We start from the raw sequence: 19,036 nt of genomic DNA on the forward strand, positions 1-19,036 counted from the left end.
GCTGAATAATTAACCGTAAATACGATGATCAAAAAGCACTTCTTTTTGAAACTAAATCCGCCAAGGACAACTTTTACTCTTGATATGACAGCTGAGGAAAGGGCCGTTATGCAAAAACATGTAGCTTATTGGCAACCCTATGTTGAAAATGGAACTGTAATAGTACTTGGGCCGGTTGCAGACCCGCAAGGCGGGTATGGCATCGCAGTTGTTGCTGTTGAAAATGAAGAAGAACTCAACACTTTAATTGCTGCTGACCCTGCTAACGGATTAAATAAATATGAGGTTCATCCAATGAGGGCAGTTACCAAACAGAAATAAATTATTTCGTTTCGATTTATAAACAGGATAGGTTTCCATTCAATATTTAAGCCGACGCCATAAAAATTTTATTTCAGCTAACATATCAAAACAAAATTTGATAGTTTTTTAAGAAGTGCTCAATTCTTCAAAAGCGGCTTGCAGCGGGCGTTGTATGCCATCGCCTTTCCATTCCGGGGACCCGGGTATTTCGGTAGCTTTTAAAATTTCTTCGTTTGTTTTACCCGCTTTCATTTCATCTCCTACGAATTTTAAAACATTGCCGAGGTAATCACGAAAAGCAACAAGGTCATCTTTCGGGCCTGCAACATCATAACCATCTGCAGCATGCCCATAAATAAATTTTGTTTTATTACTGAATTTTTTCATTGCCATATCCAATACATTTATCCAGCTTTGAATATTGGCGCCGGCACTTCGGTCAACAAAAGGATGGCGGCGGTTGAAGACAAGATCGCCCATATGAACAATGTTTGCGTGTTGTAAATGTATTATCCCATCGCCATTAGTATGGCCTGCTCCAAAATAGTGCAAAGCAATTCTTTCGTTGCCTGCTTTTTCCTCCCAAACTTTTCCAAAAGTATTATTGGGATAATATTGTTTGTCTTCAGTTTTATTTTTGATCGCCACGTTCTTTTGATTGGCCAGCGAATTTTCGTGTGCGAGTACCCGTGAGACAATTTCTTTAAATGCAATATTACCTGAAGTATGATCGCCATGATGATGGGTATTTATCAACAGCCGGAATGGTAGATTATTTCTTTTCTTTAATTCTGCAATTAAATGCGGCGCTGTATCCGGAAACTGTGCATCAATAACCGTTATTCCGTCTTTTGAAAAATGAAAAGCAATAGTTCCGCCTTTTTCGGTAAATACACCAATGTTGTCTGTGAGCATTGTTATCTTCCAGGGATCATCCGTAAACATTTTAAAAAAGTTTTTTTGGCCAACAGATATTGCTCCAAATGTAAAAGCAGAATTTTGTATAAAAGAGCGACGATGCATAATTACGTATTTAAATTTTAAAGTACAACATCACAAACAATTTACGTTAAGGAGCGAATTAGTTTTGTTTATTAAAAGGACAAACAAGTAAATACTGATGATTTATATTATTCTTTTATAATCCTTTTTTCAATTCTCTTGTCTGGAATTAACCATATGCCTGCGACACTTGCGTAAAGAATTAAGCTGATTGCAGCGTTGAAAAAAGCTGCAAAGATTGCCACGATGTATATCACCACAGAAATAATTCCCTTTTTATCTTTTCCTATTGCAATTGCTAAAGTAGAGTTTTTACCGTGGAGTTTTATGAGCGCTTGCGCCAAAATATAGTAAGCTACTCCACTCATGCATAATGCAATGCCATATAATATTACCGGCCATTTTGTAAAATGGTTTTCACCCATCCAACCTGATGCGAATGGAACTAAAGAGAGCCAAAAAAGTAAATGTGTGTTGGCCCACAATACTGCACCGTTTACATGTTTTACGCTATACAACATATGGTGGTGATTGCTCCAGTAAATTCCTATGTAAATAAAACTAAGTATGTAGCTAAGGAACACCGGCAATATTGCTTTTAAAGAATTTAAATCGTCGCCGTGTGGAATTTTCATTTCCAAAAGCATGACCGTAATTATAATTGCAAGAACACCATCGCTAAATGCCTGTAATCTTTCTGTTCCCATAATTGTAGGAGTTGATCTGCAAAAAAATTTATAAAAATATAAATCTGAAGTAACGGAATATCGAAAAATCATTTTTTACTTACCATTCTCTCACAATATCTCCGTTTAAAATTTGCATAATAAAAAGGTGTTTGTTTTCATAATAGTCAGGAACGTTATTTTGCTTTTGATTATATACCGGCCTGAAGTTATAAGCATGATAAGCGGATAAATCACTGTCATTCAAATGAGACATAATTTCGCCGGGATATTTGAGCAGGAGGTTTGTAAAATACCAGGTTATCCCAAAACCTTTGTAAGCCATTTCAGAAGGCCTTGTCCTGTACAGTTGAAAATATTTTTTTATCAGAATGCTGTCAGCAGTGGAACCTTTTGCATCGTAATGCGGGGTAGTATAGCGAATAGGGAAATCTTTATAAACATCTTTTTGGTAAAGGCTTTTAAATCCATCCCAGTTGGGCATTCCTATTAAAACAAGAGGGTGTTTTTTTTGGATCGGATAACATGCATCAGCTAAGCTTTTTGCAAAATCCTCGTCGAGGCTCGCCCCAATTACAACGGCTGTATGTAATGTATCAATCTTGTTCATTAACCTATAAGTTGACATGGTGCTATCCACCATTATAGTTCTTATATTTAAAAGCGGTTTCCCTTCAGCAGAATTTATAATTCTGAAATAATTGTCGACGCGATCATCACCTTTTCTTTTAACGAGATAAATTTTATCGGTACCATGCTTTTGTAAAAGATAACTGAAAATTCCCTCACAGTTAGCCTTTAAGGTGGAGTTAACAATGATTAAAAAAGGATTTGCGAGTATGCCACCATCGTTAGGATAGGTGGCAGACACAAATGGAATATTTTTTTTTAAAGCAAAATAAGCAAGTTCATGATAATCGGGATCTTTTACGGAGCCTATGATCAGGTCTACGTTATCCAGTTTTCTATATTTTATAAGCCAGGGTATAGGTTGTGTGTTTGATTTGGAATCGTAAATAGTTACGTCAACTGAGTTTCCATTAAGCGATAAAGTATCAAGAGCAATGTGTGCGCCCTGTACAAAGTCAACAGCCGGCATAATAAATTTCGGTATCGAATTTCCATCGATCATTTGTCCGTTAGCAAATGCAGAATCAAGGTATAATGGAGCAAATAATGCGATATGATGCGTTTTGGATGCGGATGCTAATTCATTTTGCCCAAATAAAAATTGTGTCCACGCAACCATTAATGCCACAGTTAAAAACAAAACATTTTTTTTCATAAAATACATCCAATTAGCAATTAACGATAAGCAAATCAGCAATTAACTAATGAACCAATTAACTGTTTTTACTCCCATTCAATAGTTGCAGGTGGTTTACTGCTTATATCATAAACAACCCTGTTGATTCCTTTTACATTATTAATTATTTCATTCGACACATAGGCAAGAAATTCGTAAGGCAAATGTGCCCAGTCTGCGGTCATTCCATCTACGCTCGTTACCGCTCTTAAAGCTACAGTAAATTCATACGTTCTTTCATCCCCCATTACTCCCACACTTTTTACAGGAAGTAAGATAGCACCTGCCTGCCAAACAGTTGCATATAAATCAAATTTTAATAAAGCTTTTGTATAAATCGCATCCGCCTGCTGCAACAACTGTACTTTTTCTTCTGTTACTTCTCCCAAAATTCTTATAGCAAGCCCGGGCCCCGGAAAGGGATGGCGATTTAAAAGCGCAGCAGGAAGGCCAAGTTCAGCACCAACTTTTCTCACTTCATCTTTAAACAAAGAACGTAAAGGCTCAACCAGCTTTAGCTTCATGTAATCAGGGAGCCCACCAACATTATGATGAGATTTAATAGTTTGCGATGGACCATGAACCGACATGGATTCAATCACATCAGGATAAATAGTTCCCTGGCCTAAAAATTCTATCCCTTCAATTTTATGAGCTTCTTCATCAAAAATTTCGATAAAGCATTTGCCAATAATTTTCCTTTTTTCTTCAGGGCTTACTTTGCCGGCAAGCTTGGTGTAAAAATGATCTTTTGCGTCTACGCCCTTTATATTTAAACCAATGCTGTTACATGAATCGAGCACTTGTTGAAATTCATCTTTTCTCAATACACCATTATCAACAAAAATTCCGTAAAGATTTTTTCCGATTGCTTTATGAATTAATGTTGCAGCAACTGTTGAATCAACACCGCCACTTAAAGCCATGATTACCTTTTTATCTCCTATCGTTTCTTTGATAGCATCAACGGTCTCATTAATAAAGTGAGCCGAAGTCCAGTCCTGTGCGCACCCGCACACATTTAATAAAAAGTTTTTTATAATTTTTTTGCCTTCGGCAGAATGATATACTTCAGGATGAAATTGTAATCCAAATAATTTTACATTTTCGTTTTCATATTTAAAAGCAGCAACCGGAATACTATGCGTCGTTGCAGATAAAGAAAAATTTTCCGGAAGTTTTACGATGGTATCGCTATGGCTCATCCATACATCCGAATCATCTTTTACCTCTTTTAATAATTCATGATTGTCTTTAATTTGAAGTTTAGCTCTTCCATATTCGCGTTTATCACTTTTTTCAACAACACCTCCATATAATTTTGCGGTAAGTTGTGCTCCATAACAAATTCCTAATACGGGCACTTTTGCTGCGATTAATTTTACATCAACTGATGGAGCATTTTGTTCATTCACCGAAAAGGGCGAACCGGAAAGTATTACACCTTTAAGCTCTGGTGTAAATTCTATTTCTTTATTAAAAGGAATTATTTCGCAGAATACGTTTGCTTCTCTTACAGCCCTGCCAATTAATTGTGTGTATTGCGAACCGAAATCGAGGATCAGAATTTTTTGGGTCATGGCTGCGAAGTTAAAAAGTTTATTGAAGTTTGTATCTTGCTAAGTAATAATCTTTAAAATAACTGTTATGAAATTTTTTTTAATTGTAGGAGCACTTGTAGTCATCAGTTCCTGTAATATCATAAACGGGCACATGGTAACCGGAAATGGTAATATTCGCACAGAAAAGAGAAATACGAGCAATTTCAGGGCTGTAAAAACTTCAGGGTCAATTGATGTGGAGATCAATAGTGGAGACACTTACGCGGTATTAGTAGAAAATGATGATAACCTGCTTCCTTACGTTGTTACTGAAGTAAATAGTGGCACTTTAAATATTCATTATGAAAATAACACTTCAATTAATAATGATCATGCAAAAGTGTATGTAACCGTACCATCACTTGATAAAGTAGTTGCGTCAGGTTCTGCCGATATAACCATTCGTGATGTGCTGAAAAATTCACAAAAAATTGAATTCGGTGTTTCAGGTTCAGGAAATATAAAAGGTGCATTAGATGCTCCGGCGGTTTCAATTGGAGTTAGTGGTTCTGGCAATGTAGATTTAAAAGGACGTACGAAGGATTTTGAATGTTCGGTTAGCGGAAGCGGCGATGTTAATAGCGGCGGTCTTCAATGTGAAAATGCAACAGTAAAAGTCTCAGGAAGTGGTAATGTTCATGTGTTTGCAAGCGTAAGCTTAAACGCGTCAATTTCCGGAAGCGGCGACGTATATTATGGAGGTAGTCCCAAAACTGAAATTCATTCATCTGGCAGCGGTAGTGTGCAGCCCGAGAAATAAGAGCGCGAGCCTTTGCCATCCTGTCAGCAAAAATATTGTGGCATTTTTTTTGAAAACAAATGCAAAAAATACCACAATGCAAAAAGGAAGTATAAGAGTACAGACAGAGAATATTTTTCCCATCATTAAAAAGTTTTTGTACAGCGATCACGAAATTTTTATTCGCGAACTGGTAAGCAACGCGGTGGATGCCACGCAAAAATTGAAAACCTATTCTTCTTTGGGAGAAGTAAAGGGAGATATTGATAATATAGACATCAATATTTCAATTGATAAAGAGAAAAAGACCTTAACTATTTCGGACAAAGGTGTTGGTATGACCGCTGAAGAAGTGGATAAATATATTAACCAGGTTGCTTTCAGCGGAGCCGAAGAATTTTTAGAAAAATATAAAGGAAAGAATGAAGCCAATATTATTGGCCATTTCGGTTTAGGATTTTATTCTTCGTTTATGGTAAGTGATAAAGTAGAAATTATTACCAAAAGTTACCAGGAAGGTGCCAAGGCTGTTAGATGGGAATGTGATGGAAGCCCGGAATATACATTAGAACAGACCGAAAAGGAATCCAGGGGAACGGACATCGTTTTATATATTAATGAAGAAAGCGCCGAATTTTTAGAAACAGAGCGCATTCAACATATACTGGAAAAATTCTGTAAGTTTTTACCCGTTCCAATAAAGTTTGAGGATAAGCAAATAAATAATATCAATCCAGCCTGGACTAAAAAGCCCGCCGATCTTACGCCGCAGGATTACCAGGATTTTTATAAAGAATTATATCCATTTAGTGAAGCGCCATTATTCTGGATTCACTTAAATGTTGATTATCCTTTTAACCTTACCGGCATATTATATTTTCCTAAAGTAAAACAACGGTTCGAAATTCAAAAAGATAAAATACAATTATACAGTAACCAGGTTTTTGTTACAGATGAAGTAAAGGATATTGTTCCTGAATTTTTAATGTTGTTACATGGTGTAATTGATAGCCCGGATATTCCTTTAAATGTTAGCAGGAGTTATTTACAAGGCGATCCGAATGTCAAGAAAATAAATTCTTACATCACCAAAAAAGTTGCTGATAAACTGGATGAGATTTTTAAAAGCGATCGTAAGTCATTTGAAGAAAAATGGGAAAGCCTTGGATTATTTGTTAAGTATGGAATGATAACCGATGATAAATTTTTAGAGAAAGCCAATAAGTTTAATTTATTTGAAGATGCTGATGCCGGAAAGTTTTATACACTTGATGAATATCGTACCGCAACAGAAACTTTGCAAAAGAATAAAGAAGGTAAATTAGTAATGTTGTATACAACAGATCCTGTACAGCAAAACAGTTACATTCAGGCAGCCAAGAAGAAAGGTTTTGTGGTTGTAAAGCTTGAAACCATTGTGGATGCCGCATTTATCAACAACATGGAAATGAAATGGAACGATGTTCAGTTTGTACGCGTAGATGCAGATATCACCGATAATTTAATTGACAAGGGAGATCATGTTGACAGTGTTTTAAGTAAAGATGATCAATTGAAATTAAAGGATATGTTTCATTTAGAAATACCCGAATTGCATGTTACAGTAGAGGTGAAAGGATTATCCACCGATACACTACCAGTAATAGCTACACGCCCGGAATTTATGAGGAGGATGAAAGATATGGCGATGAATGGCGGCGGAGGAATGGGAAGTTTCTATGGGAATTTACCGGAAGAAGTAACTCTTACAGTGAATGGTAATCATCCTGTTTATCAAAAAATATTGCAGGAAGAAAACAAAGACAAACAGGAAAAGGAAGTTAGAAATTTAGCAGACTTAGCTTTGCTTTCTCAAGGACTATTGAAAGGCAATGAGCTTACCAACTTTATTAACCGCAGTGTTGAAATGATGGAAGGGAAAGAGAAAAGTAAAATAATACTGGAAGTTTAATTTAGATGATACGGTTTTTATAGCCCTGAAATTTTTCAGGGCTATTTTTTTGAAAATAATTTTAAAGAAATATTTCATTTTCTTCATCTGGCTCTTTTGATAAAATACTCAATTCCAGGTATTGTAATTTTTTTAAATAATACTCTTCTTCAAAACCTGCACTTAAAAAAATTTCTTTATGAACAGGATTTGCATACATGATGTAAATTTTTCTATCTTTTTCTTTAAGAGATGAAAGAATGTTTTTAACCACTTTGAGCATTATTGCTTCATCAAATGGATTAAAGAAAAAGAAAACTGTTTGCTCATTTGCTATTTTATAATTAACAACATCATCGCAAATAATATTGAATTTTACTAAGGGGGAAAGCAGGTGTGTTTCCAGCATATTTTTCTCTGCCGATAAACATAAAGCTTTGGCAAAATCAATTCCGGTAATATTATTAAAGCCGTAATGAGCAGCAACAATCATCGCACGTCCTTTGCCACATCCAAAGTCTGTAATGTTTTTATTTTCGTTTATGCTTCGCAGGTAGTTAAATCCTTTTTCAAGTATAAAATAATTGCAGGCCTGGTAAATGGATGCATGTTCGAGGTTATTTCCGGTTATGGTTATTGTTTTCAGCCGGTCTAATTCTATTGTATCCAGATTATATTTTCTTTCACCTTTTATTTCATGATAAATACTAAAAAATGCAAGAGGGAAATTCCAGTTCATTCCAATAAAAAACCAGTATCTTATATAGTAAATAAACTTTTTTATAAAGATTAGTATTTAATTGAGTTCATTTTCAGAAAGCCTGAAATCTATAACTTTTAACTGAAGAGTTGTTTCTCCATTCCATTCATTTTCATCAATGGTGTAAACTATATCAATTGGCTTTTGCATTTGAAGCAGATGAAATTTTTCAGCCATATTAAAACCTATTCCTGTTATAACAATATTATCCTGTTTTAACACGAAACGTATATGAAGTTCTTTTACAATTTTTGACCAGGAAGTATCAAATATATTTTTTGAAATAAAAACAGGACGGAGGTTTTCAGGGCCGTAAGGCTCCATTTGTGTAAGTATATTATAAAAGCTTTTAGTTATATTTTTGAAACCTATTTCTGCATCAATAACAATCTCCGGAATAAGAAGATGTGGCGCTATCACAGAAGAAACAACTTCCTCAAACTTATTGCTAAATGCGGTTACATTTTCAGGTAACATGGTCATTCCTGCTGCTGCAAAATGCCCGCCATAACCAATTAAATATTCCCTGCATTCATGAATGGCTTCATATAAATTAAAACCCGGTACGCTGCGTGCACTGCCCCCAACGTATTCACCACTTTGTGCAAGCACGACTGTTGGCCGGTAATAAGTTTCTATAAGCCTGCTGGCTACAATTCCTACAACACCTTTGTGCCAATGCGATTTAAATACAACAGTAGATTTGCGGTTTATTAAATTATCGTCACTTTCAATAATTGCCAATGCTTCTTCAGTAATATTTGTATCAGCTTCTTTACGATCTGTATTATCACTATGCAACATTTCGGCATATTCTTTTGCCTTGGTAAAATCATCTTCTATAAACATCATAACGGCCTTGGTTGCATCGTCCATCCGGCCCGCGGCATTTACTCGTGGAGCAATAATAAAAACCACGTTATTAATCGAAAACTTTTTTTTAAGGCCACTTAATTCTATCAATGCCCTTATTCCAGGTAAAGGATTGCTGTTTAGTTTTTGCAAACCGTAATATGCTAATATCCTGTTTTCTCCGGTAATCGGAACTATATCTGCACCGATAGCCGTTACAACAAGATCAAGATAACAGGTATATTCTTCTTCGGGTAACCCTAACCGTTTGGAAAGAGCTGTAATAAGTTTATAGCCAACTCCACATCCACAAAGTTCTTTATAAGGATAGTTACAATCTTTTTGTTTTGGGTTTAATATGGCAACAGCAGGAGGAAGTTCATGATCGGGAAGGTGATGGTCGCATACAATGAAATCAAGGTCTAACTGCCTGGCATACCCGATAAGTTCAACAGATTTTATTCCACAGTCAAGAGAGATAATAAGTTTAAAGCCGTTTTCTTTTGCAAAATCAATCCCCTGCCTGCTTACGCCATAACCTTCCCGGTACCGGTGAGGCACATAGAAATCAATATTTTCTTCTTTATATACTTTTTTAAGAAACCGGAACATGCATGCAACAGAAGTTGTTCCATCTACATCATAATCTCCAAAAACCAGGATTTTTTCTTTTTCATCAAATGCTTTTAAAATTCTTTCCACTGCTTTATCCATGTCTTTCATCAGAAAAGGATCATGAAGTTGCGAAAGCTGTGGCCTGAAATAATCTTTGGCTTTTTCAAAAGTATCTATATCTCTTTGCACAAGAATTTTACAAAGAGCATGGCTTATCTGAAGCGATTGTTGTAATGCAATAACCTTACTTTCATTTGCTGATAATATTTTCCATCTCTTCTTCATAACTATAAACAGCTAACTGGCATATTAATATTTTCTATCTGTTGTGTACATTACTAATTCTTCAAGTCCTTTCCTTATATCGCTTTCAGGAAATTCTGATAATACCTTCAATGCTTCATCCCTGTATTCCACCATTTTTTTTGCAGCATATTTAATTCCTCCTGTTTCTACAACCTTTTGCAAAACATATTTAATTTTTGCAGCGTCTTTATTTTGATTTTTTATGATATAAATAATTTTTCTTTTTTCAGAAGCATCAATATTATTTAATGTATAGATTAAAGGCAGCGTAAGTTTTTTTTCCTTAAGATCATTACCGGTTGGTTTTCCTATGTCTTCATTTCCATAATCAAAAAGATCATCTTTAATCTGGAACGCGATGCCGGCTTTTTCGCCAAACAATTTCATTTTTTCTGTGATCGTCTCATCATTGGTTGTGCTCCAGGCTCCAACGGCACATGCAGATGAGAGTAATGAAGCTGTCTTGCTTCTTATTATTTCAAAATAAGTTTCTTCTTTCAGATTTAATTTCCTCGATTTTTCTAATTGAAGCAATTCGCCTTCGCTCATTTGCTTTACCGCCTCCGACAAAATATGCAAATGTTTAAAATCTCCCGCACCTGTTGAAAGAAGCAGTCCTTTTGAAAGTAAATAATCCCCGACAAGAACAGCAATTTTATTTTTCCATAATGCGTTTATTGAAAAGAAGCCCCTTCTTTCCAAAGATTCATCTACAACGTCATCATGTACCAGTGTAGCTGTATGTAACAATTCAACGAGTGCCGCGGCCCTATAAGTTGATTCGTTTATAGTACCATGAAGTTTTGCGCTTAAAAAAACGAACATAGGCCTTAACTGCTTGCCTTTTCGTTTAATAATATATTTCATAATCCTGTCGAGCAGCGGAGTATTACTTTTTACTGATTGCGAAAATTTTTGTTCAAAAATGTTTAGTTCCTCTGCAATAAGATCTTTAGAAAACTTCATAAACTTATAAAAAGGCAATATAGTACAAATCAATAAGTAAATATTTAATTGTAATTGCTCTTCGCGTAGATGTAAAACTTTCAAATATTAAAAAATACAATTAGAAAAGTTTAAATAGCTAATAATGGAGTATAGAAATAGAATAGTGAGATGTACGCAATACAAAATTATCATGATATTTAAATGGTTCAATATCTAAATAATTGCTAAAAAAATTTGAATTTTGGCATTCGTTCGATATTTTTGTAAATAATCAATTAGTTTATTTAGACATCAATTAATCAAAAAGTTATGGCAAGCAAAAAGTACAAATTAATGTTAGTGGGGATTTTATCCCTGTTGTCTCTTGGTGTGTTCGCCCAGGATACCGGCGTTTATAATATTTATGACTCGAGTGTAATATCGTCTAAAGGACAAGCACAACAAAACGAGTTTATGAATAACACTTATGATTTTCCTGCTAAGCCGCGTAATGAAATTGAGATTGGTATTTCAGGTGGTATGTTTTCTGTAAGTGGTGATGTATCAGCTAAAATTCCAACTGCTGGATTTGGCATTCATATTCGTAAAGCACTGGGTTATGTTTTTTCTTTAAGAGGCGAATATGTATATGGAGTTGCCAAAGGCCTTAATTGGAAACCTTCCTTTGGGTATAAAAATGATCCGGCATGGTCTGCATATAATTCTGCTATTCTGCAACCGGTTTACTATAATTATCGTAGTCATGTTCAGGACCTTAGTCTTCAGGGAATTTTTACCTTGAATAATGTTCGTTTCCACAAACAAAAGACCGGATTCGTTCTTTACGGAGGCGTAGGCTTTGGTGCGACAATTTACAATACAAAAATTAATGCTTTAAATGGTTCTACTCCTTATAATTTTTCATCAATTACAGCTTCCGGTTATTCAAATAGAAAAGATATTCGGAAAGCGCTGAAGGACATGATGGATAATAGTTATGAAACCGATGCAGAAAATAATAGGAAGAATTCACCCACTTTAGGGGATAATACATTAAAACCATCTGGTAGTTTAATTGCTGGAATAGCTTTTAAATTAAGTAAGAGAATTAATCTCGCGATTGAAGATAAGTTTACATTTATTAAAGATGATTTATTGGATGGTCAACAATGGCAAGAACACTCAGTGGCTGACCCTGTACAGACCCGTGACTTTGATTCATATAATTATGCATCTGTGGGATTGAATTTCAATGTTGGCAAGAAATCTGTTGAGCCTCTTTGGTGGATCAATCCACTTGATTATGCCTACAGCGAAATCAATAATCCTAAGCACATGAAGATACCAAAACCGGTATTTGATGATGCTGATGGTGATGGTGTTGTGGACCAACTTGATAAAGAACCAAATACGCCAGCTGGTTGCCCGGTTGATACACACGGGGTTTCAAGAGACACTGATGGTGACGGCGTACCTGATTGTAAAGACAAACAATTAGTTACTCCTACAGAATGCCAGCCTGTTGATGCTGATGGCGTGGGAAAATGCCCGGATCCAGAATGTTGCAAGAACTTAGTTCCTGCACCTGCAGCTTGTCAGATAGGAGATCTACCAAGCGTATCTTTTAGAGGAAAGAGCAGTATTGTTAGTAACGATGCTAAGGCAATGTTAGCAACTGTTGCTTCAAAACTAAAAGATAATGCTGCATGTTCTATAATTGTTACAGGTTATCCGGCTGCTTCCAAAGCGTCTCAGGCACTTTGTAATAAAAGAGTGGCAGCTATTAAAGCTTATTTAACTGAGAAAGAAGGAATTAGTGCAGACCGTGTAGACACTAATTGTGAAGTTGGTGGTGGAGATGCAAATACTGTTGATATAAAAGCCAAATAATAAGTTTACTTTTTGCTAAGTGAATAACAAAACCCTTCCCGTTTCGGAAGGGTTTTGTTGCTAATTATCAAAACATTAACTGCGTCTATTTTGTACATTTTTTTTTTAAAATCATTTTTGCCCAAAATCACTTAATTTCGCACCTTCTTATGATGAAATTAGCCCTAATTTTATTTCTGTCACTTGGTGTTTTAAATAGTTGTTCGACGCAGTTTAATAAAGTGCTTAAAAGCAAAGACTACGACTATAAGCTTAAAATGGCGGACAAATATTATGAGAATAAGAAGTATAAGAACGCAGAAGAATTATATGTAGAATTATTTCCAATTTTTAAGGGTACTCAGAAATTTGAGGAATTATATTACAAATACGCTTATTGCTCATTCTATGAGAAAAATTATCCAGACGCAGAAAATCTGTTTAAAGGATTTTTAGAGGTGTTCCCGAATAGTGATAAAGCGGAAGAAGTGGCCTATATGCATGCATATACTTTCTATTTGCAATCGCCCAAGGTGGAGCTCGATCAAATAAATACTAATAAAGCTATTGGTATGATGCAGTCATTCATAAGCACGCATCCTAACTCCTCCAAGATAAAAGATGCGAATGAAATTATTGCTAAATGCAGGAGTAAATTGGAACTGAAAGATTATAAAACTGCGCAATTGTATTACGATCTTCAACAATACCATGCAGCAGGAATTTCTTTCACAAATTTATTAAATAGCTATCCGGAATCGAGCAAAGGAGAAGAATACATGATGATGGCCGTGAGATCATATTATCAATACGCCCGGTTAAGTGTTTTCGATAAGCAGGAAGAACGATATCAAAAAGTATCTACTGCCTATTTTGATTTTGCTGACAGGTTTCCCGAAAGCAAGCTGTTGAAAGAGGCGGAAAATTATAAAAACATTAGTCTGAATAATATTAAAAAAATACAAAATGAGCAAGCTAAGACGCCAGCAGAGCGCTAACACCAGCAACGTAGTTGAAACGAAAAACCTTACTGATGTAAAGGCGAAAACAGGCAACCTATATGAATCAATTGCTGTTATAGCAAAACGAGCAAACCAAATTAATATTTCTATTAAAGAAGAACTTCACAATAAGTTGGAAGAATTTGCCAGTCATACTGATAGTCTTGAGGAGATTCATGAAAATAAAGAACAGATAGAAATTTCGAAAGCATACGAAAGAATGCCTAATCCTGCTCTATTAGCAACTACAGAATTTATGGAAGATAAAATTTATTATCGCCGGAATGAAGATAATCTCTTTGATTAATCTTCCGGGGTAGTAGATATATTAATATGTTTTTATAACAATCTTTGAATAAGAAATTATAATTTTAATGGCGGTTTATACCGCCTTTTTTTGTTTGATTATTTAGAGGAAATGCTTGTAAACTATTTTTTTAAAAAAATAAGTATTCATGGGCTCCGCAATTCTTAAAGATAAAAAAATATTGTTGTGTGTAACTGGGAGTATAGCTGCTTACAAGGCAGTTATCTTATTGCGATTGCTCATTAAAAATGGTGCAGAAGTAAAGGTAATAATGACAAAGGCTGCAAGTGATTTCGTTTCACCACTAACATTTTCTACTTTATCAAAAAATAAAATACTATCGGAACTTTTTAATGACGATACCTGGACGAATCACGTAATCCTTGGCCGCTGGGCAGATGTTATATTAATTGCCCCTGCTTCTTGCAATACTTTAGCAAAAATGTCAAATGGTATTTGTGATAACCTGTTGCTGGCGACTTATCTTTCTGCGACGTGCCCGGTGTTGATTGCTCCTGCAATGGATGAAGATATGTGGCACCATCCGGCTACCAAAAGAAATATTGAAATATTAAAAGCTGCCGGCAATCAATTATTGCCCGTAAACGATGGTGAACTTGCGAGCGGCTTGCAGGGTGAGGGGCGCATGGCAGAACCAGAAGAAATTATCAGTTACCTGGAAAATTTTTTTTCCAGCAAATTAAGTTTAAAAGGTGTTAGAGCATTAGTTACTGCGGGCCCAACATATGAAGCAATTGATCCGGTAAGATATATTGGAAACAGGTCGACGGGTACTATGGGTATTGCCCTGGCTGAAGAGTTAGCTGCAAGAGGCGCGGATGTATATCTTGTTGTAGGCCCTTCAGACGTAAATATTCCATGCAATATCAAAACCAAAAAAATTACTACAGCGAGAGAAATGTATGAGGCAAGTTTAAAATACATAAGCAATACCGATATTATTATAATGGCTGCTGCGGTATCAGATTATACACCCGAAAAAATTTCAAAGGAAAAAATAAAAAAAGAAAGCGATCAGTTATCCTTAACGCTAACCAAAACAAAAGATATACTCTCAACAGCAGGCAAACTAAAAACCGAACATCAAACCCTGGTAGGTTTTGCTTTAGAAACAACTAATGAAAGGGACAACGCTCTTCAAAAGCTTACTAAAAAAAATGCAGACCTTATTGTTCTTAATTCCTTAAATGATGAAGGTGCAGGCTTTGGAAAAGGCACCAACAAAATTATTATTTTTGATAAGAAAGGCAACGAGTACAAATTTGATAAAAAGCCCAAGAAAGAAGTTGCTAAAGATATTATAAACACCATTATTCATTATAGAAATGTATAAAGCCATTCTTATTTTAGTTTTATTTTTTTCAACATCAGCATACGCACAGGAACTTAAAGCCAGAGTAAGTGTTATAAGCAATCGTGTTGCTAATAACGTAGATAAAAAAACATTTCAAACCTTACAAACTGCGCTGGACAATTTTGTGAATAACCGTAAATGGTCTGCGGACAATTTTGCCCAGCAAGAAAAAATTGATTGTAGTTTTTTACTTAATCTCGAATCTACTGACGAAGCTAACGTTTACAAAGGGTCTCTTACGATTCAATCTGCAAGGCCAATTTTTAATTCAACATATGTTTCTCCAATAATTAATTTCCAGGATAATGACCTTATATTTAAATATGCTGAGTTTCAGCAGTTGGAATTTAATGATAACCGGGTTTCAGGAACAGATCCGGACGTTTCAAATCTAACTGCCGTATTTGCGTACTATATAAATATAATTTTGGGAATGGATTACGATTCATTTTCGCCGCGGGGCGGAGATCCTTTTTTCCAAAAGGCGCAGAATATAGTAAATAATGCGCCGGAAGGCAAAAATATTTCAGGTTGGAAAGCTTTTGATGGTACAAGAAATCGTTATTGGCTTGCAGAAAATTTATTAAACAGCCGGTATACAATTATTCACGATGCTATATATAGCTATTACCGGCAAGGGATGGACAAGCTTTATGATGAAGAGGCAAATGCGAGAATTCAAATATTGAACGTTCTTAACCTGCTCAATAATTTGAATACCGAAAACCCTAATACAATGATAATGCAATTTTTTTTCCAGGGCAAAATGCAAGAGCTTATAAATGTATTTTCGAAAGCTTCTCCACCTGATAAATCAAGGGCGTTAGAATTTTTGCAAAAATTAGATGTACCCAACGCACCGAAATATAAAGAGGCACTTAAATAATGAAAAATATTTTCTTATTAATTGTTTTAAGTTTTTTCATTTCATGTTCCGGAAAAAACAAGGTTCCGCCGGAAATTATTCAACCGAATAAAATGAAAAAATTATTATGGGATGTAATCCAGGCACAGGCTCTTGCTACCGAAACTGCAAGAAAAGATTCAACGGTAAATGAAGTAGCTGAAAATAAAGTATTGACACAAAAAATTTTTGATATTTATAAAATTAGATCAAAGGATTTTGATCAAAGCTATAATTGGTATACCAGTCACCCCGACGTAATGCGAATTATTGTTGATAGTCTGAACGCCGAAAAACAAAGGGAAAGCCAGTTAGAGCAACAAGAAAAATATAAGCCTATAAAATCAACTCCGTTAAAAAAAATAGATTCGGTTAAAAAAATAAATGCAATAAGAAAATTGCATTCATTAAAGTTGACTCAATAAAATATTAGGATAAAAATGAACAAAGTATTTAATCATGCAGAAGAGGCACTTGCAGACATTTCAGATGGCAATATAATAATGCTTGGCGGATTCGGCTTATGTGGTATTCCGGAAAATTGTATAAATGCATTGGTAAAAAAGAAAGTAAAAAATCTTACCTGTATTTCCAATAATGCCGGCGTAGACGATTTTGGAATTGGATTATTATTGCAACAAAAGCAACTGAGAAAAATGATCGCTTCTTATGTTGGAGAAAATGGTGAATTTGAAAGGCAATTATTAAGTGGTGAACTGGATGTCGAATTAATTCCGCAAGGTACGCTTGCAACGAGATGCATGGCGGCTGGGTATGGGTTACCTGCATTTTTTACACCTGCCGGCGTAGGCACTGAAGTTGCAACCGGCAAAGAATTACGTGAATTTAAAGGGAAGCAATATCTTATGGAATATGCATTTGATGCCGATTTTGCGTTAGTAAAAGCTTGGAAAGGAGATACTTTAGGAAATCTGATTTATAAGGAGACTGCAAGAAACTTTAATCCACTAATGGCTATGGCGGGCAAAATTACTATTGCAGAAGTGGAAAAATTAATGCAGCCGGGAGAACTTAATCCGGATGAAATACACACACCCGGAATTTATGTTCATAGAATTTTTGAAGGCAAGAACTATGAAAAAAGAATTGAACAACGAACAGTGAGAAAATTAGAGTAATAGCTAAATTAATTACACAATTTATCATGTTAGATAAAAACCAAATAGCACAAAGAATAGCCATGGAATTAAAAGATGGCTTTTATGTAAACCTGGGAATTGGCATTCCCACTTTAGTTGCTAATTATATTCCAAAAGACATTGATGTCGTTTTTCAATCTGAAAATGGGCTGCTTGGTATGGGACCTTTTCCGTTAGAAGGCGAGGAGGATGCTGATTTGATTAATGCGGGCAAGCAAACCATAACCACAGTACCAGGCTCGGCTTTTTTTGATAGCGCAATGAGCTTCGGAATGATCCGTTCGGGTAAAGTTGACCTCACGGTGCTTGGTGCAATGGAGGTGAGCGAAAAAGGCGATATCGCCAATTGGAAAATTCCGGGTAAAATGGTAAAGGGTATGGGTGGGGCTATGGATCTTGTAGCAAGTGCTAAAAATATTATTGTGGCAATGATGCATACTAACCCTAAAGGTCAATCGAAATTGCTGTCACAATGTACACTTCCGTTAACAGGAGTTGGTTGCGTAAAAAAGGTAGTAACAGAACTCGGAGTTTTGAATATAACGCAAGATGGATTTCACCTGGTTGAAAGAGCTCCCGGCGTATCTGTAGACGAAATAAAAAGTAAAACAGAGGGCAAACTTTACATTAATTTAGATGTGCCAGAAATGAACTTATCGGATTTCGAATAGGGCTTCCGTTTTACAAGCAACCGAAAATTATAATTTACCTGCCGACTAATCTATTAGCGAATTTTTCATAGCAAAGAAAACTAGCCCAACAGAATTTTTTACACCGAATCTTTCCATTAACCTGTCTTTAATAGCTTCAACAGTTCTCGCACTTATATCCATTTTTTGAGCGATTTCCTGGGCGGTATACTCAAGGCAAACTAAAGAAAGTACTTCTTTTTCTCTATCGCTTATAACTACTTCACTATTAAGGTTGGGATTGAATTTTTGTTTAGAATAATTTTTCTTAATAAGAACCCTATTTACAAAATTGTTTAAATAGAAACCTGTTCTCATTACATCCATGATCCCTTGTTTTATTTCTTCAGGATCTGTGCTCTTTAGTAAATATCCATTTGCACCGCTATCCATAAGATGTCCAACAAAGCGTTCATCTTCATACATAGTTAAGATCAGGATTTTAATAGCAGGAAAATGTCTGTTAATATATTTAGTTGTTTCAATGCCATCCTTCACCGGCATTTTGAGGTCCATAAGTATTATGTCAGGATTTGCCTGTTCTACTCCCTGGATTAGCTCTTCTCCATTTTCAGCTTCGAGCACGAACTGAATATTATGATATGGTTTTAAAGAAAGTATGACTCCCTTTCTGAAAATTTTATGATCATCAGCTATGGCAACTTTAATTGTATCCATAATTAACTTAAGGGGGTTAAATTAAA

19 protein-coding genes are annotated in these 19,036 nt (G+C 35.4%); 11 read left to right on the plus strand and 8 right to left on the minus strand.

The annotated features are described in order from the left end of the window. The first annotated feature begins 24 nt into the window (after positions 1 to 24). Positions 25 to 321, plus strand: coding sequence for a YciI family protein (locus FW778_RS18410; RefSeq protein WP_150416328.1), 297 nt, complete (start codon positions 25 to 27; stop codon positions 319 to 321). Positions 322 to 429: 108 nt separating this feature from the next. Here the strand turns inward: FW778_RS18410 and FW778_RS18415 are convergent, their stop codons facing one another. From FW778_RS18415 to guaA, 4 genes are all read right to left on the minus strand, one after another. After that, the gene (locus tag FW778_RS18415) at positions 430 to 1,326 is read right to left on the minus strand and encodes an MBL fold metallo-hydrolase (protein WP_150416329.1); all 897 of its coding nucleotides are present in this window, start codon (positions 1,324 to 1,326) and stop codon (positions 430 to 432) included. A gap of 107 nt (positions 1,327 to 1,433) precedes the next feature. Then, positions 1,434 to 2,012: a TMEM175 family protein gene (locus FW778_RS18420; protein ID WP_150416330.1), complete on the minus strand. Its 579-nt coding sequence runs from the start codon at positions 2,010 to 2,012 to the stop codon at positions 1,434 to 1,436. 79 nt (positions 2,013 to 2,091) lie between these two features. After that, the gene (locus FW778_RS18425) at positions 2,092 to 3,276 is read right to left on the minus strand and encodes an ABC transporter substrate-binding protein (protein ID WP_150416331.1); all 1,185 of its coding nucleotides are present in this window, start codon (positions 3,274 to 3,276) and stop codon (positions 2,092 to 2,094) included. Positions 3,277 to 3,344: 68 nt separating this feature from the next. Continuing rightward, on the minus strand, positions 3,345 to 4,877 hold the full coding sequence (gene guaA, locus FW778_RS18430) for a glutamine-hydrolyzing GMP synthase (RefSeq protein WP_150416332.1): 1,533 nt from the start codon (positions 4,875 to 4,877) through the stop codon (positions 3,345 to 3,347). A 67-nt stretch (positions 4,878 to 4,944) separates the two neighbouring features. On the opposite strand from guaA, the gene FW778_RS18435 reads away from it, so the two are divergent. Beyond that, a complete protein-coding gene (locus tag FW778_RS18435; protein WP_150416333.1) occupies positions 4,945 to 5,658 on the plus strand; it encodes a head GIN domain-containing protein in 714 nt (237 codons plus the stop codon). Positions 5,659 to 5,734: 76 nt separating this feature from the next. Next, on the plus strand, positions 5,735 to 7,588 hold the full coding sequence (htpG, locus tag FW778_RS18440; protein WP_150416334.1) for a molecular chaperone HtpG: 1,854 nt from the start codon (positions 5,735 to 5,737) through the stop codon (positions 7,586 to 7,588). Positions 7,589 to 7,649: 61 nt separating this feature from the next. Here the strand turns inward: htpG and FW778_RS18445 are convergent, their stop codons facing one another. The 3 genes from FW778_RS18445 to FW778_RS18455 are packed head-to-tail and all read right to left on the minus strand — an operon-like array spanning position 7,650 to position 11,066. Then, positions 7,650 to 8,306 carry a class I SAM-dependent methyltransferase gene (locus FW778_RS18445; RefSeq protein WP_150416335.1) on the minus strand — a complete coding sequence of 219 codons (657 nt, stop codon included), beginning with the start codon at positions 8,304 to 8,306 and terminating at the stop codon, positions 7,650 to 7,652. Positions 8,307 to 8,363: 57 nt separating this feature from the next. Then, entirely contained in the window at positions 8,364 to 10,079 is a 1,716-nt protein-coding gene (gene recJ / locus FW778_RS18450; RefSeq protein ID WP_150416336.1) for a single-stranded-DNA-specific exonuclease RecJ, read from the minus strand. A gap of 24 nt (positions 10,080 to 10,103) precedes the next feature. Beyond that, a complete protein-coding gene (locus FW778_RS18455) occupies positions 10,104 to 11,066 on the minus strand; it encodes a polyprenyl synthetase family protein (protein ID WP_150416337.1) in 963 nt (320 codons plus the stop codon). A gap of 291 nt (positions 11,067 to 11,357) precedes the next feature. On the opposite strand from FW778_RS18455, the gene FW778_RS18460 reads away from it, so the two are divergent. The 8 genes from FW778_RS18460 (at position 11,358) to FW778_RS18495 (ending at position 18,314) form a co-directional block, all read left to right on the plus strand. Then, positions 11,358 to 12,917: an OmpA family protein gene (locus FW778_RS18460; protein WP_150416338.1), complete on the plus strand. Its 1,560-nt coding sequence runs from the start codon at positions 11,358 to 11,360 to the stop codon at positions 12,915 to 12,917. A gap of 149 nt (positions 12,918 to 13,066) precedes the next feature. Next, positions 13,067 to 13,894 carry an outer membrane protein assembly factor BamD gene (locus tag FW778_RS18465; protein ID WP_235906423.1) on the plus strand — a complete coding sequence of 276 codons (828 nt, stop codon included), beginning with the start codon at positions 13,067 to 13,069 and terminating at the stop codon, positions 13,892 to 13,894. Next, entirely contained in the window at positions 13,863 to 14,204 is a 342-nt protein-coding gene (locus FW778_RS18470) for a DNA-directed RNA polymerase subunit omega (RefSeq protein WP_150416339.1), read from the plus strand. Before FW778_RS18465 ends, FW778_RS18470 begins: the two co-directional genes overlap by 32 nt. A 148-nt stretch (positions 14,205 to 14,352) precedes the next feature. Beyond that, positions 14,353 to 15,558, plus strand: a complete 1,206-nt coding sequence (gene coaBC, locus FW778_RS18475; protein WP_235906424.1) for a bifunctional phosphopantothenoylcysteine decarboxylase/phosphopantothenate--cysteine ligase CoaBC — start codon at positions 14,353 to 14,355, stop codon at positions 15,556 to 15,558. After that, entirely contained in the window at positions 15,551 to 16,465 is a 915-nt protein-coding gene (gene porD, locus FW778_RS18480) for a type IX secretion system protein PorD (protein WP_150416340.1), read from the plus strand. Before coaBC ends, porD begins: the two co-directional genes overlap by 8 nt. Next, a complete protein-coding gene (locus FW778_RS18485) occupies positions 16,465 to 16,908 on the plus strand; it encodes a DUF4296 domain-containing protein (RefSeq protein ID WP_150416341.1) in 444 nt (147 codons plus the stop codon). The genes porD and FW778_RS18485 overlap by 1 nt, the downstream gene beginning before the upstream one ends. Positions 16,909 to 16,923: 15 nt before the next feature. Then, positions 16,924 to 17,622, plus strand: coding sequence for a CoA transferase subunit A (locus FW778_RS18490; RefSeq protein WP_150416342.1), 699 nt, complete (start codon positions 16,924 to 16,926; stop codon positions 17,620 to 17,622). 26 nt (positions 17,623 to 17,648) lie between these two features. Then, a complete protein-coding gene (locus tag FW778_RS18495) occupies positions 17,649 to 18,314 on the plus strand; it encodes a CoA transferase subunit B (protein WP_150416343.1) in 666 nt (221 codons plus the stop codon). Positions 18,315 to 18,359: 45 nt separating this feature from the next. Here FW778_RS18495 and FW778_RS18500 read toward each other — a convergent pair whose 3' ends face one another. Beyond that, positions 18,360 to 19,010: a response regulator transcription factor gene (locus FW778_RS18500; RefSeq protein ID WP_150416344.1), complete on the minus strand. Its 651-nt coding sequence runs from the start codon at positions 19,008 to 19,010 to the stop codon at positions 18,360 to 18,362. Between the last annotated feature and the right edge of the window lie 26 nt (positions 19,011 to 19,036).

The organism is Ginsengibacter hankyongi (genome assembly GCF_008710285.1).
GTDB lineage: Bacteria > Bacteroidota > Bacteroidia > Chitinophagales > Chitinophagaceae > Ginsengibacter > Ginsengibacter hankyongi.

What these genes read in the sequence shown, in the direction of transcription:
- FW778_RS18410 (WP_150416328.1), top strand. Translation starts at nt 25, where the DNA reads ATGATCAAAAAGCACTTCTTTTTGAAACTAAATCCGCCAAGGACAACT.
- FW778_RS18415 (WP_150416329.1), bottom strand. Translation starts at nt 1,326, where the DNA reads ATGCATCGTCGCTCTTTTATACAAAATTCTGCTTTTACATTTGGAGCA.
- FW778_RS18420 (WP_150416330.1), bottom strand. Translation starts at nt 2,012, where the DNA reads ATGGGAACAGAAAGATTACAGGCATTTAGCGATGGTGTTCTTGCAATT.
- FW778_RS18425 (WP_150416331.1), bottom strand. Translation starts at nt 3,276, where the DNA reads ATGAAAAAAAATGTTTTGTTTTTAACTGTGGCATTAATGGTTGCGTGG.
- guaA (WP_150416332.1), bottom strand. Translation starts at nt 4,877, where the DNA reads ATGACCCAAAAAATTCTGATCCTCGATTTCGGTTCGCAATACACACAA.
- FW778_RS18435 (WP_150416333.1), top strand. Translation starts at nt 4,945, where the DNA reads ATGAAATTTTTTTTAATTGTAGGAGCACTTGTAGTCATCAGTTCCTGT.
- htpG (WP_150416334.1), top strand. Translation starts at nt 5,735, where the DNA reads ATGCAAAAAGGAAGTATAAGAGTACAGACAGAGAATATTTTTCCCATC.
- FW778_RS18445 (WP_150416335.1), bottom strand. Translation starts at nt 8,306, where the DNA reads ATGAACTGGAATTTCCCTCTTGCATTTTTTAGTATTTATCATGAAATA.
- recJ (WP_150416336.1), bottom strand. Translation starts at nt 10,079, where the DNA reads ATGAAGAAGAGATGGAAAATATTATCAGCAAATGAAAGTAAGGTTATT.
- FW778_RS18455 (WP_150416337.1), bottom strand. Translation starts at nt 11,066, where the DNA reads ATGAAGTTTTCTAAAGATCTTATTGCAGAGGAACTAAACATTTTTGAA.
- FW778_RS18460 (WP_150416338.1), top strand. Translation starts at nt 11,358, where the DNA reads ATGGCAAGCAAAAAGTACAAATTAATGTTAGTGGGGATTTTATCCCTG.
- FW778_RS18465 (WP_235906423.1), top strand. Translation starts at nt 13,067, where the DNA reads ATGATGAAATTAGCCCTAATTTTATTTCTGTCACTTGGTGTTTTAAAT.
- FW778_RS18470 (WP_150416339.1), top strand. Translation starts at nt 13,863, where the DNA reads ATGAGCAAGCTAAGACGCCAGCAGAGCGCTAACACCAGCAACGTAGTT.
- coaBC (WP_235906424.1), top strand. Translation starts at nt 14,353, where the DNA reads ATGGGCTCCGCAATTCTTAAAGATAAAAAAATATTGTTGTGTGTAACT.
- porD (WP_150416340.1), top strand. Translation starts at nt 15,551, where the DNA reads ATGTATAAAGCCATTCTTATTTTAGTTTTATTTTTTTCAACATCAGCA.
- FW778_RS18485 (WP_150416341.1), top strand. Translation starts at nt 16,465, where the DNA reads ATGAAAAATATTTTCTTATTAATTGTTTTAAGTTTTTTCATTTCATGT.
- FW778_RS18490 (WP_150416342.1), top strand. Translation starts at nt 16,924, where the DNA reads ATGAACAAAGTATTTAATCATGCAGAAGAGGCACTTGCAGACATTTCA.
- FW778_RS18495 (WP_150416343.1), top strand. Translation starts at nt 17,649, where the DNA reads ATGTTAGATAAAAACCAAATAGCACAAAGAATAGCCATGGAATTAAAA.
- FW778_RS18500 (WP_150416344.1), bottom strand. Translation starts at nt 19,010, where the DNA reads ATGGATACAATTAAAGTTGCCATAGCTGATGATCATAAAATTTTCAGA.